The sequence below is a fragment of the Vibrio sp. 2433-A1 genome (assembly GCF_056726085.1).
Map to the genome: position 1 here is coordinate 69,243 of NZ_JBRESC010000008.1, position 18,432 is coordinate 87,674.

At 45.6% G+C, this 18,432-nt stretch carries 15 protein-coding genes; 7 read left to right on the forward strand and 8 right to left on the reverse strand.

Features of this window, described 5'->3' with window-relative positions:
- Nucleotides 1–33: 33 nt before the first annotated feature.
- A complete protein-coding gene (locus ACU01J_RS10060) occupies nt 34–1,011 on the reverse strand; it encodes an arginine deiminase-related protein (protein WP_481085579.1) in 978 nt (325 codons plus the stop codon).
- Between the two features lie 312 nt (nt 1,012–1,323).
- Here ACU01J_RS10060 and ACU01J_RS10065 point away from each other — a divergent pair, with 312 nt between their 5' ends.
- A complete protein-coding gene (locus ACU01J_RS10065) occupies nt 1,324–3,180 on the forward strand; it encodes an ABC transporter ATP-binding protein (RefSeq protein WP_481085580.1) in 1,857 nt (618 codons plus the stop codon).
- A 269-nt stretch (nt 3,181–3,449) separates the two neighbouring features.
- Entirely contained in the window at nt 3,450–3,662 is a 213-nt protein-coding gene (gene cspE / locus ACU01J_RS10070; RefSeq protein WP_004744614.1) for a transcription antiterminator/RNA stability regulator CspE, read from the forward strand.
- A 156-nt stretch (nt 3,663–3,818) separates the two neighbouring features.
- On the opposite strand, the gene ACU01J_RS10075 is transcribed toward cspE, so the two are convergent.
- A complete protein-coding gene (locus tag ACU01J_RS10075; protein ID WP_481085581.1) occupies nt 3,819–4,340 on the reverse strand; it encodes a DUF2058 domain-containing protein in 522 nt (173 codons plus the stop codon).
- Between the two features lie 286 nt (nt 4,341–4,626).
- Between ACU01J_RS10075 and speA the strand changes: the two genes are divergently transcribed.
- Nucleotides 4,627–6,537 (forward strand): arginine decarboxylase, encoded by a 1,911-nt coding sequence (gene speA, locus ACU01J_RS10080; RefSeq protein ID WP_481085582.1) that lies wholly within the window; start codon nt 4,627–4,629, stop codon nt 6,535–6,537.
- Complete coding sequence (speB, locus tag ACU01J_RS10085) at nt 6,538–7,464, forward strand: agmatinase (RefSeq protein WP_481085583.1); 927 nt, start codon at nt 6,538–6,540, stop codon at nt 7,462–7,464. It begins immediately after the preceding gene.
- A gap of 65 nt (nt 7,465–7,529) precedes the next feature.
- Here speB and ACU01J_RS10090 read toward each other — a convergent pair whose 3' ends face one another.
- Nucleotides 7,530–8,957 (reverse strand): NAD-dependent succinate-semialdehyde dehydrogenase, encoded by a 1,428-nt coding sequence (locus ACU01J_RS10090; protein WP_481085584.1) that lies wholly within the window; start codon nt 8,955–8,957, stop codon nt 7,530–7,532.
- 302 nt (nt 8,958–9,259) lie between these two features.
- Between ACU01J_RS10090 and ACU01J_RS10095 the strand changes: the two genes are divergently transcribed.
- The 3 genes from ACU01J_RS10095 (at nt 9,260) to ACU01J_RS10105 (ending at nt 11,206) form a co-directional block, all read left to right on the forward strand.
- Nucleotides 9,260–10,651 carry an MATE family efflux transporter gene (locus ACU01J_RS10095; RefSeq protein WP_481085585.1) on the forward strand — a complete coding sequence of 464 codons (1,392 nt, stop codon included), beginning with the start codon at nt 9,260–9,262 and terminating at the stop codon, nt 10,649–10,651.
- 26 nt (nt 10,652–10,677) lie between these two features.
- Nucleotides 10,678–10,896 (forward strand): hypothetical protein, encoded by a 219-nt coding sequence (locus ACU01J_RS10100; RefSeq protein ID WP_481085586.1) that lies wholly within the window; start codon nt 10,678–10,680, stop codon nt 10,894–10,896.
- Between the two features lie 157 nt (nt 10,897–11,053).
- Entirely contained in the window at nt 11,054–11,206 is a 153-nt protein-coding gene (locus ACU01J_RS10105) for a hypothetical protein (RefSeq protein ID WP_167489417.1), read from the forward strand.
- 75 nt (nt 11,207–11,281) lie between these two features.
- Here the strand turns inward: ACU01J_RS10105 and ACU01J_RS10110 are convergent, their stop codons facing one another.
- The 5 genes from ACU01J_RS10110 to ACU01J_RS10130 all read right to left on the reverse strand — a co-directional run bounded on the left by ACU01J_RS10110 (nt 11,282) and on the right by ACU01J_RS10130 (nt 18,428).
- Nucleotides 11,282–12,886 carry a BCCT family transporter gene (locus ACU01J_RS10110; RefSeq protein WP_481085587.1) on the reverse strand — a complete coding sequence of 535 codons (1,605 nt, stop codon included), beginning with the start codon at nt 12,884–12,886 and terminating at the stop codon, nt 11,282–11,284.
- Nucleotides 12,887–13,195: 309 nt separating this feature from the next.
- Complete coding sequence (locus ACU01J_RS10115; protein ID WP_481085588.1) at nt 13,196–14,278, reverse strand: lactonase family protein; 1,083 nt, start codon at nt 14,276–14,278, stop codon at nt 13,196–13,198.
- Nucleotides 14,279–14,351: 73 nt separating this feature from the next.
- Nucleotides 14,352–16,799: a beta-N-acetylhexosaminidase gene (locus ACU01J_RS10120; RefSeq protein ID WP_481085589.1), complete on the reverse strand. Its 2,448-nt coding sequence runs from the start codon at nt 16,797–16,799 to the stop codon at nt 14,352–14,354.
- A 36-nt stretch (nt 16,800–16,835) separates the two neighbouring features.
- On the reverse strand, nt 16,836–17,465 hold the full coding sequence (locus ACU01J_RS10125) for a bifunctional 4-hydroxy-2-oxoglutarate aldolase/2-dehydro-3-deoxy-phosphogluconate aldolase (RefSeq protein WP_481085590.1): 630 nt from the start codon (nt 17,463–17,465) through the stop codon (nt 16,836–16,838).
- A gap of 21 nt (nt 17,466–17,486) precedes the next feature.
- Entirely contained in the window at nt 17,487–18,428 is a 942-nt protein-coding gene (locus tag ACU01J_RS10130) for a sugar kinase (RefSeq protein WP_481085591.1), read from the reverse strand.
- Nucleotides 18,429–18,432: the final 4 nt, after the last annotated feature.

Consider the following 18,432-nt stretch of genomic DNA (forward strand, 5'->3'; position numbering starts at 1 on the left):
GTCACAGGGGCGTTTTGTTCTCTCTAAAGTCGATTAAAGCTGTTTCTGACGACTTGGCAAAAATACCTCACCCAACATACAGCGTACGCTGCCTCCACCAATGTTTTCAATCGTCTTCACATTGAATGGCAGTAATTTACCGTGACTAGACAGCTGTGCACGTTGCGCTGGAGAGAAGGCGTCATAGGCAGACTGCGACATCGCAATAACCTTCTCGCCATTAACGGTTTCAAGTTGGAGGATGTTGCCACAGAAGTTATGCATCTGCTCAAGTGAAATGGAAATCACTTGCTTATCTTTCGCCAGAGATTTGATCACAAAGCGACGCTCAAACTCAGGGATCACTTCATCACAAATCACGCAGAAGCTTTCACCTATCGCCATCATCACATTGGTGTGGTAAATCGGCTTACCTGAAGGAAGCGCAGTCTGGAACGAGACAACTCGGTCATAACCAATTCGTTTTGAGTAATCTTCCAATACTTCACGATCACAGCGCTGTGACAAGGCGGCATAAACAGTTTTATTGACGTGGTCTTTAACCATCACACCCGTGCTTTCTAAATGCGCGTCTTCTTGCAAATAGTCAGTCAAAGAGTCTTGAAGGGTAATCGTACGACCAGCTTGTTGCAGCGCTTCAGCCAATGCGTCGACTTTCACTTCATGTTGGCGGTTCTTACATGCCATTGGGAAAGTAAATAGCTCGCCTTTCGCTGTAGTACTGAACCAGTTATTTGGGAAAACTGCGTCTGGTGTTTCAACGTCCCCTAGAGGGTAATCAAACTCAACCACTTGAACACCAGCTTGGCGCAAAGAAGCCACCATCGCTTTAAACTCTTCCATCGCTGCAAGACGAACTTGGCTCGTTGACTCAGTCACGTGATGCTGAAATTCGTTGTCTTGTGCAGTTTCTGCGTTAAACGCAAACTCTTTAGGTGGCACCATCACCACACAGTTAGCGTTTTGTACTGTTGATTGTTTTTTTTGTAGTAGGGCTTGCTGTTTCAACATTAGGACAAACTCAATTAATCTCACTCAATAGGGCTAATTGTAGACATAATGTTAAAACAAGATTTACTGAAATAACCTACCAAATACTCACTGCAACAGTTAAATGGAGTGTATAGAAGCAAAATTGCAGCGTTTTTTATTGTCACGATAACTTTGAAGCAAAAGCCATTGAATATTATGCATCGACAGGAGTAATAAACTGGTTACATTTCACACATTAACGTTATACCATTGGTTTTCCTTCCTATTTATGGACGTACACCTATGCCGCACGGCATAAATCCTGTCTTTTGTGTGTTTAGGAAATAACCTATGTTTAAAAAATTTGAAGGCTTTACCAAGCCTTTTCCCGAGCAAGAGCCAACCCAGCCGCCATCTGGGGTGTTTGCTTTTTGTCGCCATTACACGCGGGGCTTTGAAGTTCCGCTGATCATCATGTCTATCATGTCGACGATTGTCGCGATTGTAGAAGTGTCTCTATTCGGTGCGATGGGTAACCTTGTTGACTGGCTGTCAAACAGCAACCCAGAAACCTTTTGGCAGCAAAATCAAAGCGAGCTCCTATTTTACGGTACTCTTTTACTCGTTGTGATGCCGATATTGGTGATTGGTTACTCTCTACTGATTCACCAAACGCTGCTTGGCAACTACCCGATGTCTATCCGTTGGTTAGCGCACCGCTACTTACTTAAGCAAAGCCTCAACTTTTACCAAGATGACTTTGCAGGTCGAGTAGCCACGAAAGTGATGCAAACCTCGCTGGCAGTGCGTGAAACCGTAATGAAGAGCATGGATGTATTTGTTTACGTCTCAGTCTACTTTACTTCCATTGTTGTCCTGCTGGCTCAAGCAGACTGGCGTCTCATGATTCCAATGGTAGTTTGGCTGTGCTGTTATATCGCTATCCAGATTTACTTTGTACCTAAGTTAAAGAGCGTAGCATCAGAACAAGCGGACGCTCGCTCGACCATGACGGGTCGCATCGTTGATAGTTATACCAACATCGCCACTGTGAAACTGTTCTCGCACAGTAAGCGGGAAACCGAATACGCAGAAAAAGGCATGAATGGTTTCTTAGATACTGTCTATCGCCAAATGCGCTTGGTTACTGGTTTTGATGTCGCGGTTGAAATCACCAACTACATCTTGGTGTTCTCTATTGGTGCTCTGTCTATTTTCTTATGGATGGATGGCTCAATCAGCGTTGGGGCGATTGCCATTGCTATCGCTTTAGCTCTGCGTATCAACGGTATGTCTATGTGGATCATGTGGGAAGTCGGCGCTCTGTTCGAAAACATGGGTACGGTAGTCGACGGGATGAAAACCCTATCTAAACCCATCGACATTCAAGATAAGCCAAACGCTAAACCTATCGTGGTAGAACAAGGTGGTATTGAGTTTGATAATGTCAGCTTCCACTATGGAGATAAAGAGAAAGGGGTAATCAGTAACCTCAACCTCAATATCAAACCAGGCGAAAAAGTGGGATTAGTTGGGCGTTCAGGCGCAGGTAAGTCAACACTGGTTAACCTATTGCTGCGCTTCCATGACGTTGAGAGCGGCAAGATTAAGATTGATGGTCAGGTCATCTCAGATGTTACGCAAGACTCTCTGCGCAGTAAGATTGGTATGGTTACGCAAGACACGTCATTACTACACCGCTCAATCCGCGACAACATCTTGTATGGCAACCCTGATGCCTCTGAAGAAGATTTGCTGCGTGCGACTAAGCAAGCTCATGCTCATGAGTTTATCGAAACGCTGAATGACCCATTTGGCAACGTTGGCTACGACGCTCAAGTCGGCGAACGCGGCGTTAAACTCTCTGGTGGCCAGCGTCAACGTATCGCGATTTCGCGTGTACTACTCAAAGACGCGCCGTTACTAATTCTTGATGAAGCCACTTCCGCGCTCGATTCAGAAGTCGAAGCGGCAATTCAAGAAAGCTTGAACGAGCTAATGCAAGGCAAGACGGTAATCGCCATTGCTCACCGACTATCAACGATTGCGGCTATGGATCGTTTGATCGTATTGGATAAAGGTGAAGTGGTTGAACAAGGTACTCACCAAGAGCTAGTGCAAAGCGGCGGAATATACGCTCAGCTATGGGCGCATCAAACTGGAGGCTTCATTGGCAAGGATCAACACGACCAAAAACAAAGCACTTAGGTGGTAAGTCTATAAAATAGTTAGGGAGGTTAATTCCGTCCTGACTATTTTGGCGAAAGGAAACAAAAATATATCTTTACATCGCACGGTAATCAGGTACTATCTAGATCGCTCTGCAAGACAGGGTTATTTGTGAAACTGCAAGTAAGTAAAGCCTTAGATTCTGCGTTACCGTTGTTATCCCAGTGTTTCCCTTAGCTTCATTGTTACATTAAATAGTTCGATTTTTCAGCGCACTACAATTTAATTTTTTATATAAGGGACACATCATGTCTAACAAAACTACTGGTATCGTAAAATGGTTTAACGAAGAGAAAGGCTTCGGTTTCATCACTCCAGAAAACGGCGGTGCTGACGTATTCGTTCACTTCCGTGCTATCGCTTCTGAAGGTTTCAAAACTCTGAAAGAAGGCCAACAGGTTTCTTTCGAAGTTGAACAAGGTCAAAAAGGCCCACAAGCTGCTAACGTAGTACCAGCTTAATTTTAGATCGACCTAAGCGTCGATTACTAAGATTTCTAAAAACCAGCCCTAGTGGCTGGTTTTTTTATGTCTATCATTTTCCGCTGTAATCTGTTTTCCCGCTACAAAAAAAAGCCCTACCAAAGTAGAGCGTTTTCTAAACTACCTAATGCGTAATTACCACATCAAATCATCTGGTACGACAAAGTCCGCGTATGGGTCATCTTCTGCTGGAGTATCTTCAGCAGGTGCATTTTGCTCGATGATCACACTCTCGTCACGCATCGCTATTTTCTTCGCTACGCTGCTTGGAATTACCACGTAAGTGTCATCAGTGCGCGCAATCGATAGAATACCTTTTGCTAACTGGTCGCGAATCAACTGCTCAACATACAGTGACTTTACAAGCGTACCATCGGTGAAGTTGTACTTAATGTCGCCATCTTTTTGATCAATCTTATTCATTTCGATCAGCTGTTTGATTTGCGCTTTGATCTCTTGCGATAGACGCTGCTCTTTTTGCTCTTCGCTTAACGCTTTATCACGCTCTTGCTGTTGGCGTTTATTCTCTTCAACCGCCGCTTTTACTTCACGTGCTTGCACACGAGATTTCTTCGAGCCCTTTTTGGCTTTCTTTAATTTTTTCTCGTTTACCAAGCCCGCTTTCAGCATTTGCTCTTGAAGTGTCAGTTTTGCCATCGTAGTTCCAAAGGTAATCAATTTGCCCTCATTTTAACGGTTCAAACCAAGCAAATAAAGGCTACAAACAAGATAAAATCATCAACAAATTTGCATAGAAAATCATCTCAAACAAAGCCCCCTAAACCTTGTCGTGATGACAAAACTATTTTGTTAGACTCCGCTACCTTTTTATCCGTTAATGCGCTCGACGCGGAAGCTTAGAGAGCCAAATTCAGACCCGTGTCAGGTATGACTCAGCTCCACTGGGTCATGTATTTCTCTCCCTATCTTTGTGAGATTTGAAGTGGAAAACAATTCCAAACTTGATCGTGTTCGTGCTGATTACAATGTTCATTACTGGAGCCAAGGCTTCTACGGTATCGATAACCAAGGTGAAGTGTATGTGTCACCTCGTAGCGATAACGCACATCAGGTGCCTCTGAGCAATATCGTCTCTAAGCTAGAACAAAAGCAGCTTAATTTACCGGTATTGGTTCGCTTCCCACAGATCCTGCACCAACGCGTGCACGGTATTTGCCAAGCGTTCAACCAAGCAATTGAAGAATACCAATATCAAAACAACTACTTACTGGTTTACCCAATTAAAGTTAACCAGCAAAAAGAAGTGGTTGATGAAATTCTAGAAAGCCAAGCGCAGCTAGAAACAAAACAACTAGGCCTAGAAGCGGGTAGTAAACCTGAACTGTTAGCGGTACTGGCACTGGCGCAAAAAGCGAGTTCAGTGATTGTATGTAACGGCTACAAAGACCGTGAATACGTGCGTCTTGCGCTAATCGGTGAAAAACTAGGTCATAAAGTATTTATCGTACTAGAGAAGCTTTCCGAGCTTGACCTGGTACTGAAAGAAGCAAAAAGCTTAGGTGTAAAACCTCGCTTAGGTATTCGCATTCGCCTTGCATCACAAGGGGCAGGTAAATGGCAATCAAGCGGCGGCGAGAAATCGAAGTTTGGTTTAGCAGCGTCGCAGGTTCTAACCGTTATCGAGCGTCTGAAACAAGAAGAACAGCTAGACGCAATGCAGCTTGTGCACTTCCACCTTGGTTCACAGATGGCGAACATTCGTGATATCCGTAATGGTGTTAACGAGTCTGCGCGTTTCTACTGTGAACTGCGTGAAATGGGCGCGGACATTAAGTACTTCGATATCGGTGGCGGCCTTGCAGTGGACTATGACGGTACACGTAGCCAATCTTCAAACTCAATGAACTACGGTTTGATTGAGTACGCACGCAATATCGTCAGCACTGTTGGTGATGTTTGCCAACAATACGAACAACCTGTTCCTGTGATTATCTCGGAATCGGGTCGTTCATTGACGGCGCACCACGCAGTGTTGATCACTAACGTGATTGGTACGGAAGCTTACCATCCAGAAGCGGTGGTTGAGCCAAGCGCTGAAGACCCAACGCTGCTACAAAACATGTGGCGCAACTGGGAGAACTTACAAGACGGTAGCGATGCGCGTGCATTGATTGAGATTTACAACGATACACAAAGCGATTTGGCGGAAGTGCACTCGCAGTTTGCTACAGGGGTATTAAACCTGCAACAACGCGCGTGGGCTGAGCAGCTTTCTCTGCGAATTTACTTCGAACTAAGCCGCCAAATGAGCAACAAGAACCGCTTCCACCGTCCTATTTTGGATGAGTTAAATGAGCGTCTAGCAGACAAGTTCTTTGTGAACTTCTCGCTATTCCAGTCTCTACCAGATGCATGGGGTATTGATCAGGTGTTCCCTGTCCTACCGCTATCTGGTTTGGAAGAAGTCGAGGAGCGTCGTGCTGTTATGCTAGACATCACTTGTGACTCAGACGGTGCAATCGAGCAGTATGTTGAAGGTCAAGGCATCGAAACGACGCTGCCAGTGCCTGCGTGGAATAAAGATAAACCATACCTAATGGGCTTCTTCCTCGTTGGTGCATACCAAGAGATCCTTGGTGATATGCATAACTTATTTGGTGATACGCACAGCGCGGTCGTCACTGTTGATGAAAATGGCGAAGCGATCATTGAACGTATTGATGAAGGTGATAGCGTTGAAGATATGATGCGCTATGTACACATCGATGTAGATAAGATTCGTAGCAACTATCGTGAACTGGTCGCTGAGCGTGTCGCTTCTAGCGAGCAGCAAACTGTACTACAAGAATTAGAAGGTGGCCTAACCGGTTACACCTACTTAGAGGATTTCTAAATGAATGATTTGTTTACGAAAACTGATTATTCGCTTTACTCGAATTCAATGAGCTTTATGCGCAGACCTTACCTGCGCAACCCTGTATCAGCGGACGCTGACCTAGTGGTACTTGGTGTACCGCTAGACATGGCAACCTCAGGCAGACCAGGCGCGCGAATGGGCCCAGACGCGATTCGCCGTGCGTCAGTGAACCTTGCATGGGAAGGTAAAAAATTCCCTTGGGATTTCAATGTCTTTGACCGCGCAAAAGTGATTGATGCAGGTGACCTAGTCTTTGACTGTGGTGACGCTGAAGACTTTACTTACCGACTAGAAGCTGCAACAAGCGAGATTCTAAAAAGTGGTAAAACCATGCTGGCTTTAGGTGGTGACCATTTCATTACTCTGCCAATTCTGCGCGCATACGCGAAGCACCACGGTGAAATGGCATTGATTCACTTCGATGCCCACACTGACACCTATGCGAATGGCAGTAACTACGATCACGGCACCATGTTCTACCATGCGCCAAATGAAGGTCTAATTTCTGCCAAGCATTCGGTACAGATCGGCATTCGTACTGAGTATGAAAAAGACGATCATGGTTTCAACGTGATCAATGCTATGGAAGCGAACGAGCTTTCAGCGGAAAGCATCGTTGCACGTATCCGTGACATTATCGGTGACAAGCCAGTTTACGTGACGTTTGATATCGACTGTCTTGACCCAGCATTTGCGCCGGGCACAGGCACACCAGTTTGCGGCGGATTAAACTCAGACAAAGTTCTGAAGATTCTACGCGGACTTGCAGGTATAAATATTGTTGGTATGGACGTTGTGGAAGTATCACCCCCATACGACCACAGCGACCTTACCGCCCTAGCAGGGGCAACTGTGGCGCTTGAGCTTATGTACGCATGGGCATCAAACCGCAGCAATGACTAACTAAATAGCCATTCAAAAGCAAAGCTGACCTACTTAGGTCAGCTTTTTTTATATTTGTTATCGGGTTAGTTGCCACCAAAGCAGAGGTATTTCACATCGAGATATTCGTCGATACCTTGCTTAGCTCCCTCACGACCAATACCCGATTGTTTTACGCCACCAAAAGGCGCAACTTCGGTCGAAATAATACCTTCATTGATGCCAACCATGCCGTATTCGAGCGCTTCCGCAATCTTCCACACTCGGTGGATATTCTGGCTGTAAAAGTATGAAGCCAAGCCATAGATGGTGTCATTGGCCATTTCAATTAGCTGCTCATCGCTGTCGAACTCGATCACAGGGGCGACAGGGCCAAAAATCTCTTGAGAGACGATATCCATATCATGGGTAACATTCTTAAGCACAACCGGCTGTACAAACAGTCCATCTAACGATGTCAGTTCAGATACAGGCTGCGCACCCTGCTCAATGGCGTGGTCAATCAAAGCTTGGATATTCTGTTTCGCTGAATCACTGATTACCGGACCAACATTGATCCCTTGCTCCAGACCATTTCCAACCTTTAGCTTTTGAACCGCAGCATCAAACTTAGTCACGAACTCATCATACACCTTGCTATGTACATAGAATCGGTTCGCGCATACACACGTTTGACCCGCATTGCGGAACTTAGAAGCCATTGCACCAACCACTGCCGCATCAATATCTGCATCATCAAACACGATAAACGGAGCGTTGCCACCAAGTTCCATTGAGGTACGCTTAATGTCATCGGCACTTTGCTGCATCAATAGACGACCGACTTGAGTAGACCCAGTAAACGAAAGCTTTCGAATCAATGGATGTGAGGTAAAGATATCACCCACCAGCGGAGCACTCTCTCCCAATACAACTTGAAGCACTTGGAGCGGAATTCCTGCTTGATAAGCAAGTTCAACCACAGCAAAAGCAGACAGCGGTGTAAGCTCCGCAGGCTTGACAATAAAACTACAACCAGCAGCAAGGGCAGGTGCTGCTTTGCGGGTAATCATCGCAATAGGAAAGTTCCAAGGCGTAATCGCGCACGCAACACCAATTGGCTGTTTGATTGTCACCAAACGCTTATCACCACTAGGCGCAGGAATGGTTTCACCGTAAGTACGCTTAGCTTCTTCAGCAAACCATTCAACAAAGCTCGCACCATACATGACTTCACCTAGAGCTTCAGCCAATGGTTTCCCCTGCTCAAGAGTCATCAACCGAGCCAAGTCATCTTTATTTTCAATTAATAGCTGATACCAGCGATTGAGTAGTTGAGCGCGAGTTTTAGCAGGCTGAGCCGCCCACTCTTTTTGTGCTAACTGTGCTTGCTGGACTCGGTCTCTGATCGCCTGTTCAGAATAAATAGGAGCATAACCTAGCATATCCCCCGTCGCGGGGTTGAACACTTCGATACCTGGTTCTTTTTCTGACACCATAAATGAGACAAGGTTTTGATTATTAATATGTTGCATGGTGATTCCTTTAAATAACGATACCAAAGCCGGTAGAAAGCAGGGCTATACACTCTGGTAAGAGTTCCCAGTATATCGTTTCTGCCCAAGAAAACCTTATTCATCTTTCAGCTTATGTCTAGATATAATTCAAGACATAAAAGCAATGAATCAGGTCCAAACAAATAAACAAATGCTCGGCTCTGCCAATAAAGGTGTGGCGAGTCCGAATTAGCCTTGAAATGAAAAAAGAAAAGTTCAGTTTGTTATGTCGATAGTTAAAGTTCATAATCGCAACTTCTTTGCTCGAACAAGTGTTAAATATGCGTACTGGTTCACTAACCTCCAAGCCGACTTGGGCTTTTTTTCCTTTCGATAAAGCACAGCTAGCTACTATTGCTGCCATCGTCATTCCAGTCACTTTGCAAACCATCCTTTTTGCCTCAAAAGGGTTAACCGACATCTTGATGATCGGCCAACTGTCTGAAAACGACGTTGCGGCAGCAGGCGTCGCGAGCCGGGCCTTATTCGTGGCAATGATTTTACTTTCTGGCATTTCCGCCGCGGGCTCAGTGCTCATCGCTCAATATTTTGGGGCCCAAAAGACCAATGCGATACGCAGAACTATAGTATTAAGCTGGTTTATTGCGACACTCTTTGCCTTGTTACCAGCCCTCTTATTCTGGTTTGCTGGAGATAAGGTCATCGCACTATCAACACATTCTCCGGCTATACAAGCCCTAGGACATGATTACCTTAGCTATACTGCGGCGAGTTTATTTTTTGCCTCGTTTAGTGGCGCGATTGCAGCTGGCTTACGTTCAACGCGCCAAGCAAGCACCAGTACTTGGTTAAGTGGGTTAGGCATCCTATTTAACTTAGTCCTAAATTGGTTGTTGATTTTTGGTCATATGGGGCTTCCCGCTTTAGGGCTTAAAGGAGCGGCCATCGCCACAACATTAAGCAGCACACTCGAAGTACTAGTCACCATCATCTATCTACGCACAAAACAACACACCCTGGCCCCAAATTATCAGGCGATTCGACAAGCTTTCAGCATAAAACACATCCGCCAATTTTTAGCCTTGGCCATACCAACAACCTCCAACTTCTTACTTTGGGCAGCAGGCCTGTTTACTTATACCGCCATTATGGGCCAAACAGGAGAGCAAGGCTTAGTCGCACTGTCGGTGATTTCTCCTATTGAAGCCTTCTCACTCAGCTTCTTAACAGGCATTGCTAATGCTTCTGCTGTCATCGTAGGCAACCATCTCGGCGCCAAAGACTCAGACCAAGCGTATCAACAAGCGATAGGGTTTGTTGTGCTTGCCATCCTAGTAACAATCTTCGTCGCTGTTATGCTATTTCTACTCAGAGAGCCCGTGCTTAACCTATTTAGTGCATTAGACGGCGAAACCAGACAGCTCGCAGACCAATTCTATTTGATTCTTTGCTTTGGCATTGTGTTGCGCTCACTGCCAACCACTATGGTCATCGGCATTTTAAGAGCTGGAGGCGATGTGAAGTTCTGCCTTTACCAAGATATCACCACACAATGGTTTTTTGGGATTCCACTTGCAGCGCTTGGGGCGATGTTTTTTGGCCTATCGCCCGTCCTTGTCTTTGCCTGCTTCTTTTTGGAAACCTTGTTTAAATGGGTCGCGTGTATTTACCGTTTTAAATCCAAACGTTGGATCAAGTGGTTAGCCTCATAACTTTCTTTGTTTATTAAGGCCTTTCTATGAATATTCTTAGCTTATATGAAGTGTACGGCGTCACTGCCGCACTGGGTTTATTCTGCACCCTATACCTGTTCATTCATATTAAATATATCCGTCACCACGCGGCACATAAGCGCTTTCTTGCCTCATTGTGGCGAGCAATGCAAAACACTATTCATGGTCAGCACATTCGCACCTTGGGCTATGATCATGAAAAAGAACAACGCAAAGAAGAATGACAATTGAACTCTTTTTTGTGTGAAGTACTTAACCGATCAATCAGAAAAAAATTTAATCATCATGACAAAATACTCGATTAGTCCAATTGCACTATTGCTGTTTTAATCCGCGCCGAGAGATTTTTTATAATCGAATAATTAACTTCAAGGTGTTCCCATGTTTGCAATTGATGATGTAGTTGTAGCAAGTAAAGGCGTTGATTTAGGTCAGATGGTTGTTGTAGGTCTAAGCAGCGGCGGTTACTACGTGCGTGTTACTGTAGACGGCATGATGCTAACTTACCCAGCACAAGACCTGAAGAAAGCTTAATCGCCCAAACAGTCACAAAAAAGCCCCGACAACAGCGATGTTGTCGGGGCTTTGCTTTAAGTACGATCTAATCGTTTATCGTGGAAGCTTTACTGCCTCTTTCGGCTGGTCCACTTCGGTAAACAAGCCTTTGACCAAGCTAACACAGCCCAGCAGCAAAATAATCGTAAACGGCATAGCAGCAATGATGGTGATCGATTGCAGCGCCTGAATAGACTCAGTACCACCAATCCACAGCATCACGATCGCAATCAAACCTGAAATAATCGCCCAAACGACTTTCTGCTTCATTGGCACTTCTAACTTGCCACCTGCCGTCATGCTATCAATCACAATCGAGCCAGAGTCCAGTGTCGTTACGAAGAAAACAATAATCAGAACAACAGCAATAATCGATAAAATATTGCCTACTGGGTAAGCCTCAAGCATGTAGAACAAGCTGAGAGAAACATTACTCAACTGCTGCTGAACACCTAGCAGACCCACCTTGTCGATCATTTGCTGGATCGCGATACCACCAAAGGTAGACATCCAAGCAGTAGTGACTAGTGTTGGGATAATAAGAACGTAAGCTAGGAACTCGCGAACCGTACGGCCTTTAGAAATACGCGCTACGAACATACCAAAGAACGGCGCATAAGCGACCCACCAAGCCCAATAGAACACCGTCCAACCATGTAAGAAGGTTTCGTCTTCACGACCTGAGATTTGACTCAGTGGCAAGATGTTTTCCACGTAACTTACGACCGATGTCTTGATTGAATCAAGTACAGTGGTGAAGTTCAAAGCCGCCATCAGTCCAAGGAAGATAAAAGCAATCGCCATATTGAGGTTACTCAGCAGCTTGACACCACCGTCCATGCCTCGAAGTACCGATAGGATCGCCAGACCCATAATCAATACAATAATCGATAGTTGCAGCAGTAAGCTATTATCTAAGCCAAACACATGACTGATACCGCTGGCGGCTTGTGTCCCGCCTAAACCTAGCGATGTCGCTAAACCAAACAGAGTCACCAGTACCGTCATAATATCAATGAAATCACCAGTTTTACCCCAAACTTTGTCACCAAGTAGCGGGTAAAATACCGAACGCATAGAAAGCGGCAGGCCTTTGTTGTAAAAAAAGTACGCTAAACAAAGTGCCGTCACACCATAAACAGCCCAAGCGTGGAAGCCCCAATGGAAAGTCGCTGCACCTAACGCGAGCTCACGAGCTTCTAGCGTATGCGACTCCACATTCAGCGGTGTGCCGTACCAACCAGTGTAGAAAGCAGTAGGCTCCGCAACACCCCAGAAAATAAGACCAATACCCATACCCGCGGCGAATAGCATGGTAATCCATGAAATCGTTGAATAATCCGCCGTTGCGCCTTCACCACCTAAACGGACTTTACCGAATGGAGAAAGAGCGATAACAATGGCGAACACAAGTAGGATGTTTGCTCCCCACATAAACAGGAAGTCAAAGTAAGAAAGAACGGCACCTTTTACCGAATCGATGGCCGCTTTTGCATCTGCTGGAGAGAGTAGCAGTAACGAGATGATGAAGAGAAGAGATAAGCCGACAGAAGCAGTGAAAACCGTGTTGTGGACATCCATACCCCACTTACTAACGTTATCCTGACCGACTTGATAGTCTGTAGATTCAATACTGTATTTTTTTGATTTAAAGCTCATATATCATGAGGTTTACATATCCGACTCAACGGATATAAAGACCAACTCCATGTTAGTTAAAGTTTGATTAGCAATAAAAAAGCTCACATCATGCTGACGAAAAATACCCTTTCCAATAAGGTATTTTTGGCTCTATTGCTTATCCCCGGTACGGTATTCTAACACAGAGTTGATTCATTTTTGCCCGCACAGCGCGTTTACGCCCTCGGGGAAACAAGTACTAGCGCCCCTTTCAGGACATAACTATCTGGCCTATAAGCGATTTAGCAACTTTGTTAGATTTTTGTAAAAGTTGCTCAATTCCACTGATTATTGGTACTTTTCACCCGCAGCAGCGACAAATGCCATCTCAACCAAGAGGTTTGGATCCGCGAGTTCTACTAGACAGACTGGCGCATCTATTTGGCATTGATAGCCGCTCACTTCTAGGCTGCCGGTGATTTCGTTACGGCGGTAACTGACAAGGTTATTGGAATGTTGGTTCGCGACAATCAGCCATTCACCGCACGAGGTGATGATAAAGTCTCTTGGAAACAAACCACCAGCGTCAGTCATGCTAAGCCATTTGATCTCTTCGCCTGATACCTCAAAGCAGCTCACGGCATTGTGATGGCGACAAGAAACGTAAACGAAACGCTCATCATCAGACAATTTTATCGCTGATGCGGCCTCGCCTTTGTCAGCATCCGGAAGTAAGTCCAGTTGTTGTAGCACTTGCCAACCTAGCTCAGTCTTGTTCAATACGACAAGAGTTTCACTAAGCTCACACACTACATACGCCCTGTCTTCAGCACGATTAAAGACCAAATGTCTCGGACCACAACCTTCAGGCATCGCCAGTTGTTGTACAAGAGTAAACGTGTCATTTTCTATCTGATAAAAACCAATCGCATCACAGCCTAAATCCACACTGACGAGCACTGACTCAGTTTGTTGAAACACCACTTGGTGGGCATGAGGTGACTGCTGACGACCTTGGTTTGGTCCTTGCCCATCTTCAAACAAATCTGTCACTGAGCGTATTGGAATACCTTGACTGTCGAGTAAGTAAATACTCACATTACCTGAACCATAGTTGGCAACGGCAAGGTACTTTTTGTCAGCAGAGATAGCCAAATGACACGGATAGTCACCAGCAATCGGTATAGCATGTGCATGTTGCCCATCCAAACAAACCAGTTGAGCGCCATCTTGTTGCGCCACTTCGCTAAAGCTATAGGTCAGTTGCTGAGATTGAAGCAGGTAGGAAGGATTGCGCAGAGGATAGTAGTCATCAAGGCGAATCAATTCACCTGTTTGTTGATTTAACCCAACCTGAGCGATTCCTCTGCTTTGGCTCGGTGAGTCTGTGTATGTACCTACGAGAAAGCGTAAGTGACCACTTGCTTGCATAATGATGTTCCCAATCAAATATCTTTGTAAACACAATGCCGCCAGCAGCAACTGGCGGCAATCAGTTTCAACGCTATTTAACTAAAGTGTGGAGTAGGTTCTCAGTTGGTTTCACTATCGCGACAATGGTTTCGTCGAGAATGATAGCGTTCTCATCAATGACGCGCTGATATTCAGCCGCTTCTGCCGCTCCAACAGACTCATCTTTTTTCGCAAAGTCAATCAAAGTGGTGGCTAACTTGGCCACTTTCATCGTGGCTTGTGCTACCTTAACTGTGTCAACCGAGGCCACATTATTGGCAAAAATAGGCTCCGCTTGTTGTGCGGCTATCGCTACCGTTTGATAATGTTGCGCCAATTTATCCAATGCGGCTTTATCCCCCTTGGCAAACTCAGCCACCAAATCATTCATTTCGTAGACCGCTAAACTTTCAACTGGCAGTGCATCCGCAAATCGATTTAAACGTTCGTACTGATTGTAGAGATCACCTTTAGTCGGTGTTGAATTCCATTTCTCCCAGTGGCGAGCGTAATACTGAGCAGGCTCAATATACTTCGCTAATGTCTGCAATGGCGTCACATCAGCACCATTAGCAAGACGTTTTAGCATCATAGTTGCATCAGCATGATGACGTAAGCCCAATGAGATCTCAGACCAAGTATCCATCACATTCATACGTTGATACATGCTGCGCTCATCGGTTAGCTCTTGGCTCGACCATAAACGCTCCGCAACGGCATAACTGCGCGGCCATAGACGTTGTTCAATCGTCATTGAGTTTAAGTTCTCACCCCAAATCGTGATTTCACCACCCAAGATGCGGTTTTTCTCATCACCTTTTAACTCCGCAGGGTAACCACCATTAGGTTCTGGAATCACGCTACCTTTAATTGCGCTGCCCGCGATCAGCTCACCTGTTGTTGGCCATCGTACATTACCAATAAGCTGATAGCTGCCCTGTTGCAATTTTCCGCTTGCAAACTCATAGTTGAATTCGGTATACGACATAAAATTGTCAAAATAACCACGGAATTTCACGCCTGGCACATACTCAATAATATGCACTTCTTCACGCGACTTACCATTATAGTCAGTAAAAGCGCGGAATGTGCCGTCTTTTGCTTCAATAATGGTTAGGTTACCTTTGCGTGGGCCGCCTTTAGTCCGCGGTTTAACCCAGTTGTAAGTTTCAAACTTTTCACCGCTGTGCAGTTTATCATCAACCGTAATACCGGTTGGCATTGGGTCGTTGCGGTAGTGATAGCTGGTCGGTTGCGCTTGGTCTAAGTAGTAACCCGTTGAAAGCACACCTTGGTAACCCTCTTTTGCTGCACGTCCAATGCTGTCATGACCTCGCCAACTTTGGATAACGATCGACTTAGGTAGGTCTTTATGCCAAATCTCATCCCAACCAGACATCTTCTTTCCACGCTCTTCGAGCATCTTTTCTACTTTAGTATTGAGGTAAGATTGCAAGCCACGTTCACCATCGAGGTGATGGCTAGCAATGAACTTCTGAATTTTTGGATTCTCTTTCCATTGCTTATAATTAGGCTCATCACCGCCAATATGGACATACTCATCAGGGAACAGCTCAACCACTTCATCGAACACGCTTTCTAACATGGTGTAAAGTTCTGGGTTGGTTGGATCCATTAATGGTTCAAAGACGCCCCAGCCACGCTGCTGCGGATAGGCTTGCTCTCCCATTCCCGACATGAGTTCAGGATAAGCATGTGCTACCGCTGATGCATGTCCCGGGAGTGAGATCTCAGGAATCACTCGAATGCCGAGATTGCGTGCATAGTTAACCACGTAGCGAATTTCATCTTTGGTGTAATAATCACCATCAGTCGTTTCCTGCCAAAGCTTTTTGTAGTGATCAAGCTGAATGCGAATGCCTTGGTCATCCCAAATATGCCAGTGGAACACATTCATTTTTGCGGAAGCCATCGCATCAAGTTGACGTAAAATCACATCCAGTTCAATGAAATGGCGCGACGTATCATAAGACACACCTCGCCACTTAAAGCGAGGTTGATCTTGAATCGATACCACAGGAACAGAATATCCATTCGCATCCGTCTTCACCAACTGAAGGAAGGTCTCTAGGCCATGAAATGCGCCATATGGACGCTGTGATGAAATACGAACCTGGCCATTAGCTACTTCGAGCTGATAGGACTCATCACTGTCGAGGTTTTGTACTTCGTCTTTTGGCCCCTGCTGAATATCAATCACCAAAGTGGCGTCTTTTTCAGATTCTGCCTGCCAGTGGAGCATTGGCAGGCCTGTCTGACGGTATAAGCGTTCCATGGTGCGTTTCGCATTGAATTGCACTCGGTCTGAATCGTACCCTTTAATAAAAATACTAAATTCTTTGTCGATACTGACAGTGCCTGAACCTAACTCCACTTCTTGTGGGTAAGGCATAAGGTTAAGGTCAGTATTAGGAGCCATAGCCATCGTGTTAGTACTTAACAGTCCAGAAATCAATAGAGTTAGAGTCGTTCTTTTCATACGAGTATTCCTTTAATTTTAAATTTTTTAACTCGGTTATGCGACTAGCTCGACAGCTTCACGCACTAAGCGGCCAATCTCATCCCACTGCTCGTTTTCAATCAGACTTGGGGCAACCATCCACGTACCGCCGCAACAAACCACGCGCTCAATCGCTAGGTAGTCATTCACATTACCTTTGCCAATACCACCGGTTGGCATGAGAGAAACATCCACATAAGGAGCTAGCAGAGATTTGACCATTGGCACGCCACCAGACGCTTCAGCTGGGAAGAATTTCAGGAAGTTAAGACCCAGCTCTAACGCTTGCTCAACCTGACTTGGGTTATTCACCCCAGGTACGATTGGCATACCGATTTCTTGGCAGTAACGCACGGTATTTGGGTTAAGGCCTGGTGCAACCACAAACTCAGAGCCCGCGGCTTTCGCTTGGTCAACTTGCTCAGCATTTAGCACAGTACCGGCGCCGACACACATTTCAGGATATGCATCACTCATCGCCTTAATCGATGCCGCTGCAGCTTCAGTGCGGAAGGTCACTTCAGCAACAGGTAGGCCGTTGTCGACCAGCACCTTCGCCAGCGGGATTGCGTGCTCAACCTTGTTGATTTGAATTACTGGAATTACTTTGAACTGCTTTAGTTTATTGATCATTTCGTTTGTCATTGTTTTTGCCAATCAAAAAATTTAAGAAAGAGTAAGGTGCGCCATTGCCGATTTAGGAATGATCGCGCCTGAATATTGAATTACCGTTGATGCCAATTGGTGGCCTAATATCGCTGACTCAGTTGGAGTTTGACCATTTAAGCGCGCCGCTAAGTAGCCAGCAGCAAAAGAGTCACCCGCCGCGCAAGTATCGACCACATTTGCCACGCGCTCAGCGCTAACGTAGGCATACTCAAACTCGCGATCTTGTTGCCAAATCACTTTGCACGGTTCACAACCACGTTTAATGACTGTCTCTTTGCAACCGAAACGGGTACTGCGCTGCTCAACGCTTTCGTCGGTTCCCCACACTAGCCGATCATCATCTTCTGTGATAAGCGCGATATCGACGGTAGGTAACAGTTGGCTATACCAATGCTGCGCTTGTTGGGTACTCCACAGCTGTGGACGGAAGTTGTTGTCAAAAATGACTTGGCCATCCGCCTGTGAAAACACGTTTAATGCCTCAATAAGCCGCATTTTACTCTCATCATCAAGAATCGCTAAGCTAATACCACTGAGGTAAACAGCATGGAGCTCACCTTGAGCCATCGCACGCTCCAGCTTGCTCAACTCACTGCCAGAGAAATAGTTTTTCACTGCCGCGCTGTCTCGCCAATACATAAAGCTGCGTTCACCTTGCTCGTCCGTTTCAACCATGTACAAACCCGGTAGCTTGTCGTGATATTGTTGAACCAATGCGGTGTCGATGCCTTCTTGTTGCCAAGCAGAGATAAGTTGCTGAGAAAGAGAATCCTCGCCTAACCCTGTCGCATAAGAAACAGAAACGGGGGTGTTTTCAGTTAAGCGGGATAAATACAGTGCGGTGTTAAGTGTGTCGCCGCCAAACCCTTTTTTGAGAGGAAGGCCGCTAAGTTCGATCATGCACTCACCAAAGAATGCGATATGAAGAGGATGTGTCATTGCG

Coding starts and splice junctions, on each gene's coding strand:
- ACU01J_RS10090 (WP_481085584.1), bottom strand. CDS start 8,957: ATGCAACATATTAATAATCAAAACCTTGTCTCATTTATGGTGTCAGAA.
- ACU01J_RS10110 (WP_481085587.1), bottom strand. CDS start 12,886: ATGAGCTTTAAATCAAAAAAATACAGTATTGAATCTACAGACTATCAA.
- speB (WP_481085583.1), top strand. CDS start 6,538: ATGAATGATTTGTTTACGAAAACTGATTATTCGCTTTACTCGAATTCA.
- ACU01J_RS10105 (WP_167489417.1), top strand. CDS start 11,054: ATGTTTGCAATTGATGATGTAGTTGTAGCAAGTAAAGGCGTTGATTTA.
- ACU01J_RS10120 (WP_481085589.1), bottom strand. CDS start 16,799: ATGAAAAGAACGACTCTAACTCTATTGATTTCTGGACTGTTAAGTACT.
- ACU01J_RS10115 (WP_481085588.1), bottom strand. CDS start 14,278: ATGCAAGCAAGTGGTCACTTACGCTTTCTCGTAGGTACATACACAGAC.
- cspE (WP_004744614.1), top strand. CDS start 3,450: ATGTCTAACAAAACTACTGGTATCGTAAAATGGTTTAACGAAGAGAAA.
- ACU01J_RS10125 (WP_481085590.1), bottom strand. CDS start 17,465: ATGACAAACGAAATGATCAATAAACTAAAGCAGTTCAAAGTAATTCCA.
- ACU01J_RS10065 (WP_481085580.1), top strand. CDS start 1,324: ATGTTTAAAAAATTTGAAGGCTTTACCAAGCCTTTTCCCGAGCAAGAG.
- ACU01J_RS10095 (WP_481085585.1), top strand. CDS start 9,260: ATGCGTACTGGTTCACTAACCTCCAAGCCGACTTGGGCTTTTTTTCCT.
- ACU01J_RS10130 (WP_481085591.1), bottom strand. CDS start 18,428: ATGACACATCCTCTTCATATCGCATTCTTTGGTGAGTGCATGATCGAA.
- ACU01J_RS10060 (WP_481085579.1), bottom strand. CDS start 1,011: ATGTTGAAACAGCAAGCCCTACTACAAAAAAAACAATCAACAGTACAA.
- ACU01J_RS10100 (WP_481085586.1), top strand. CDS start 10,678: ATGAATATTCTTAGCTTATATGAAGTGTACGGCGTCACTGCCGCACTG.
- ACU01J_RS10075 (WP_481085581.1), bottom strand. CDS start 4,340: ATGGCAAAACTGACACTTCAAGAGCAAATGCTGAAAGCGGGCTTGGTA.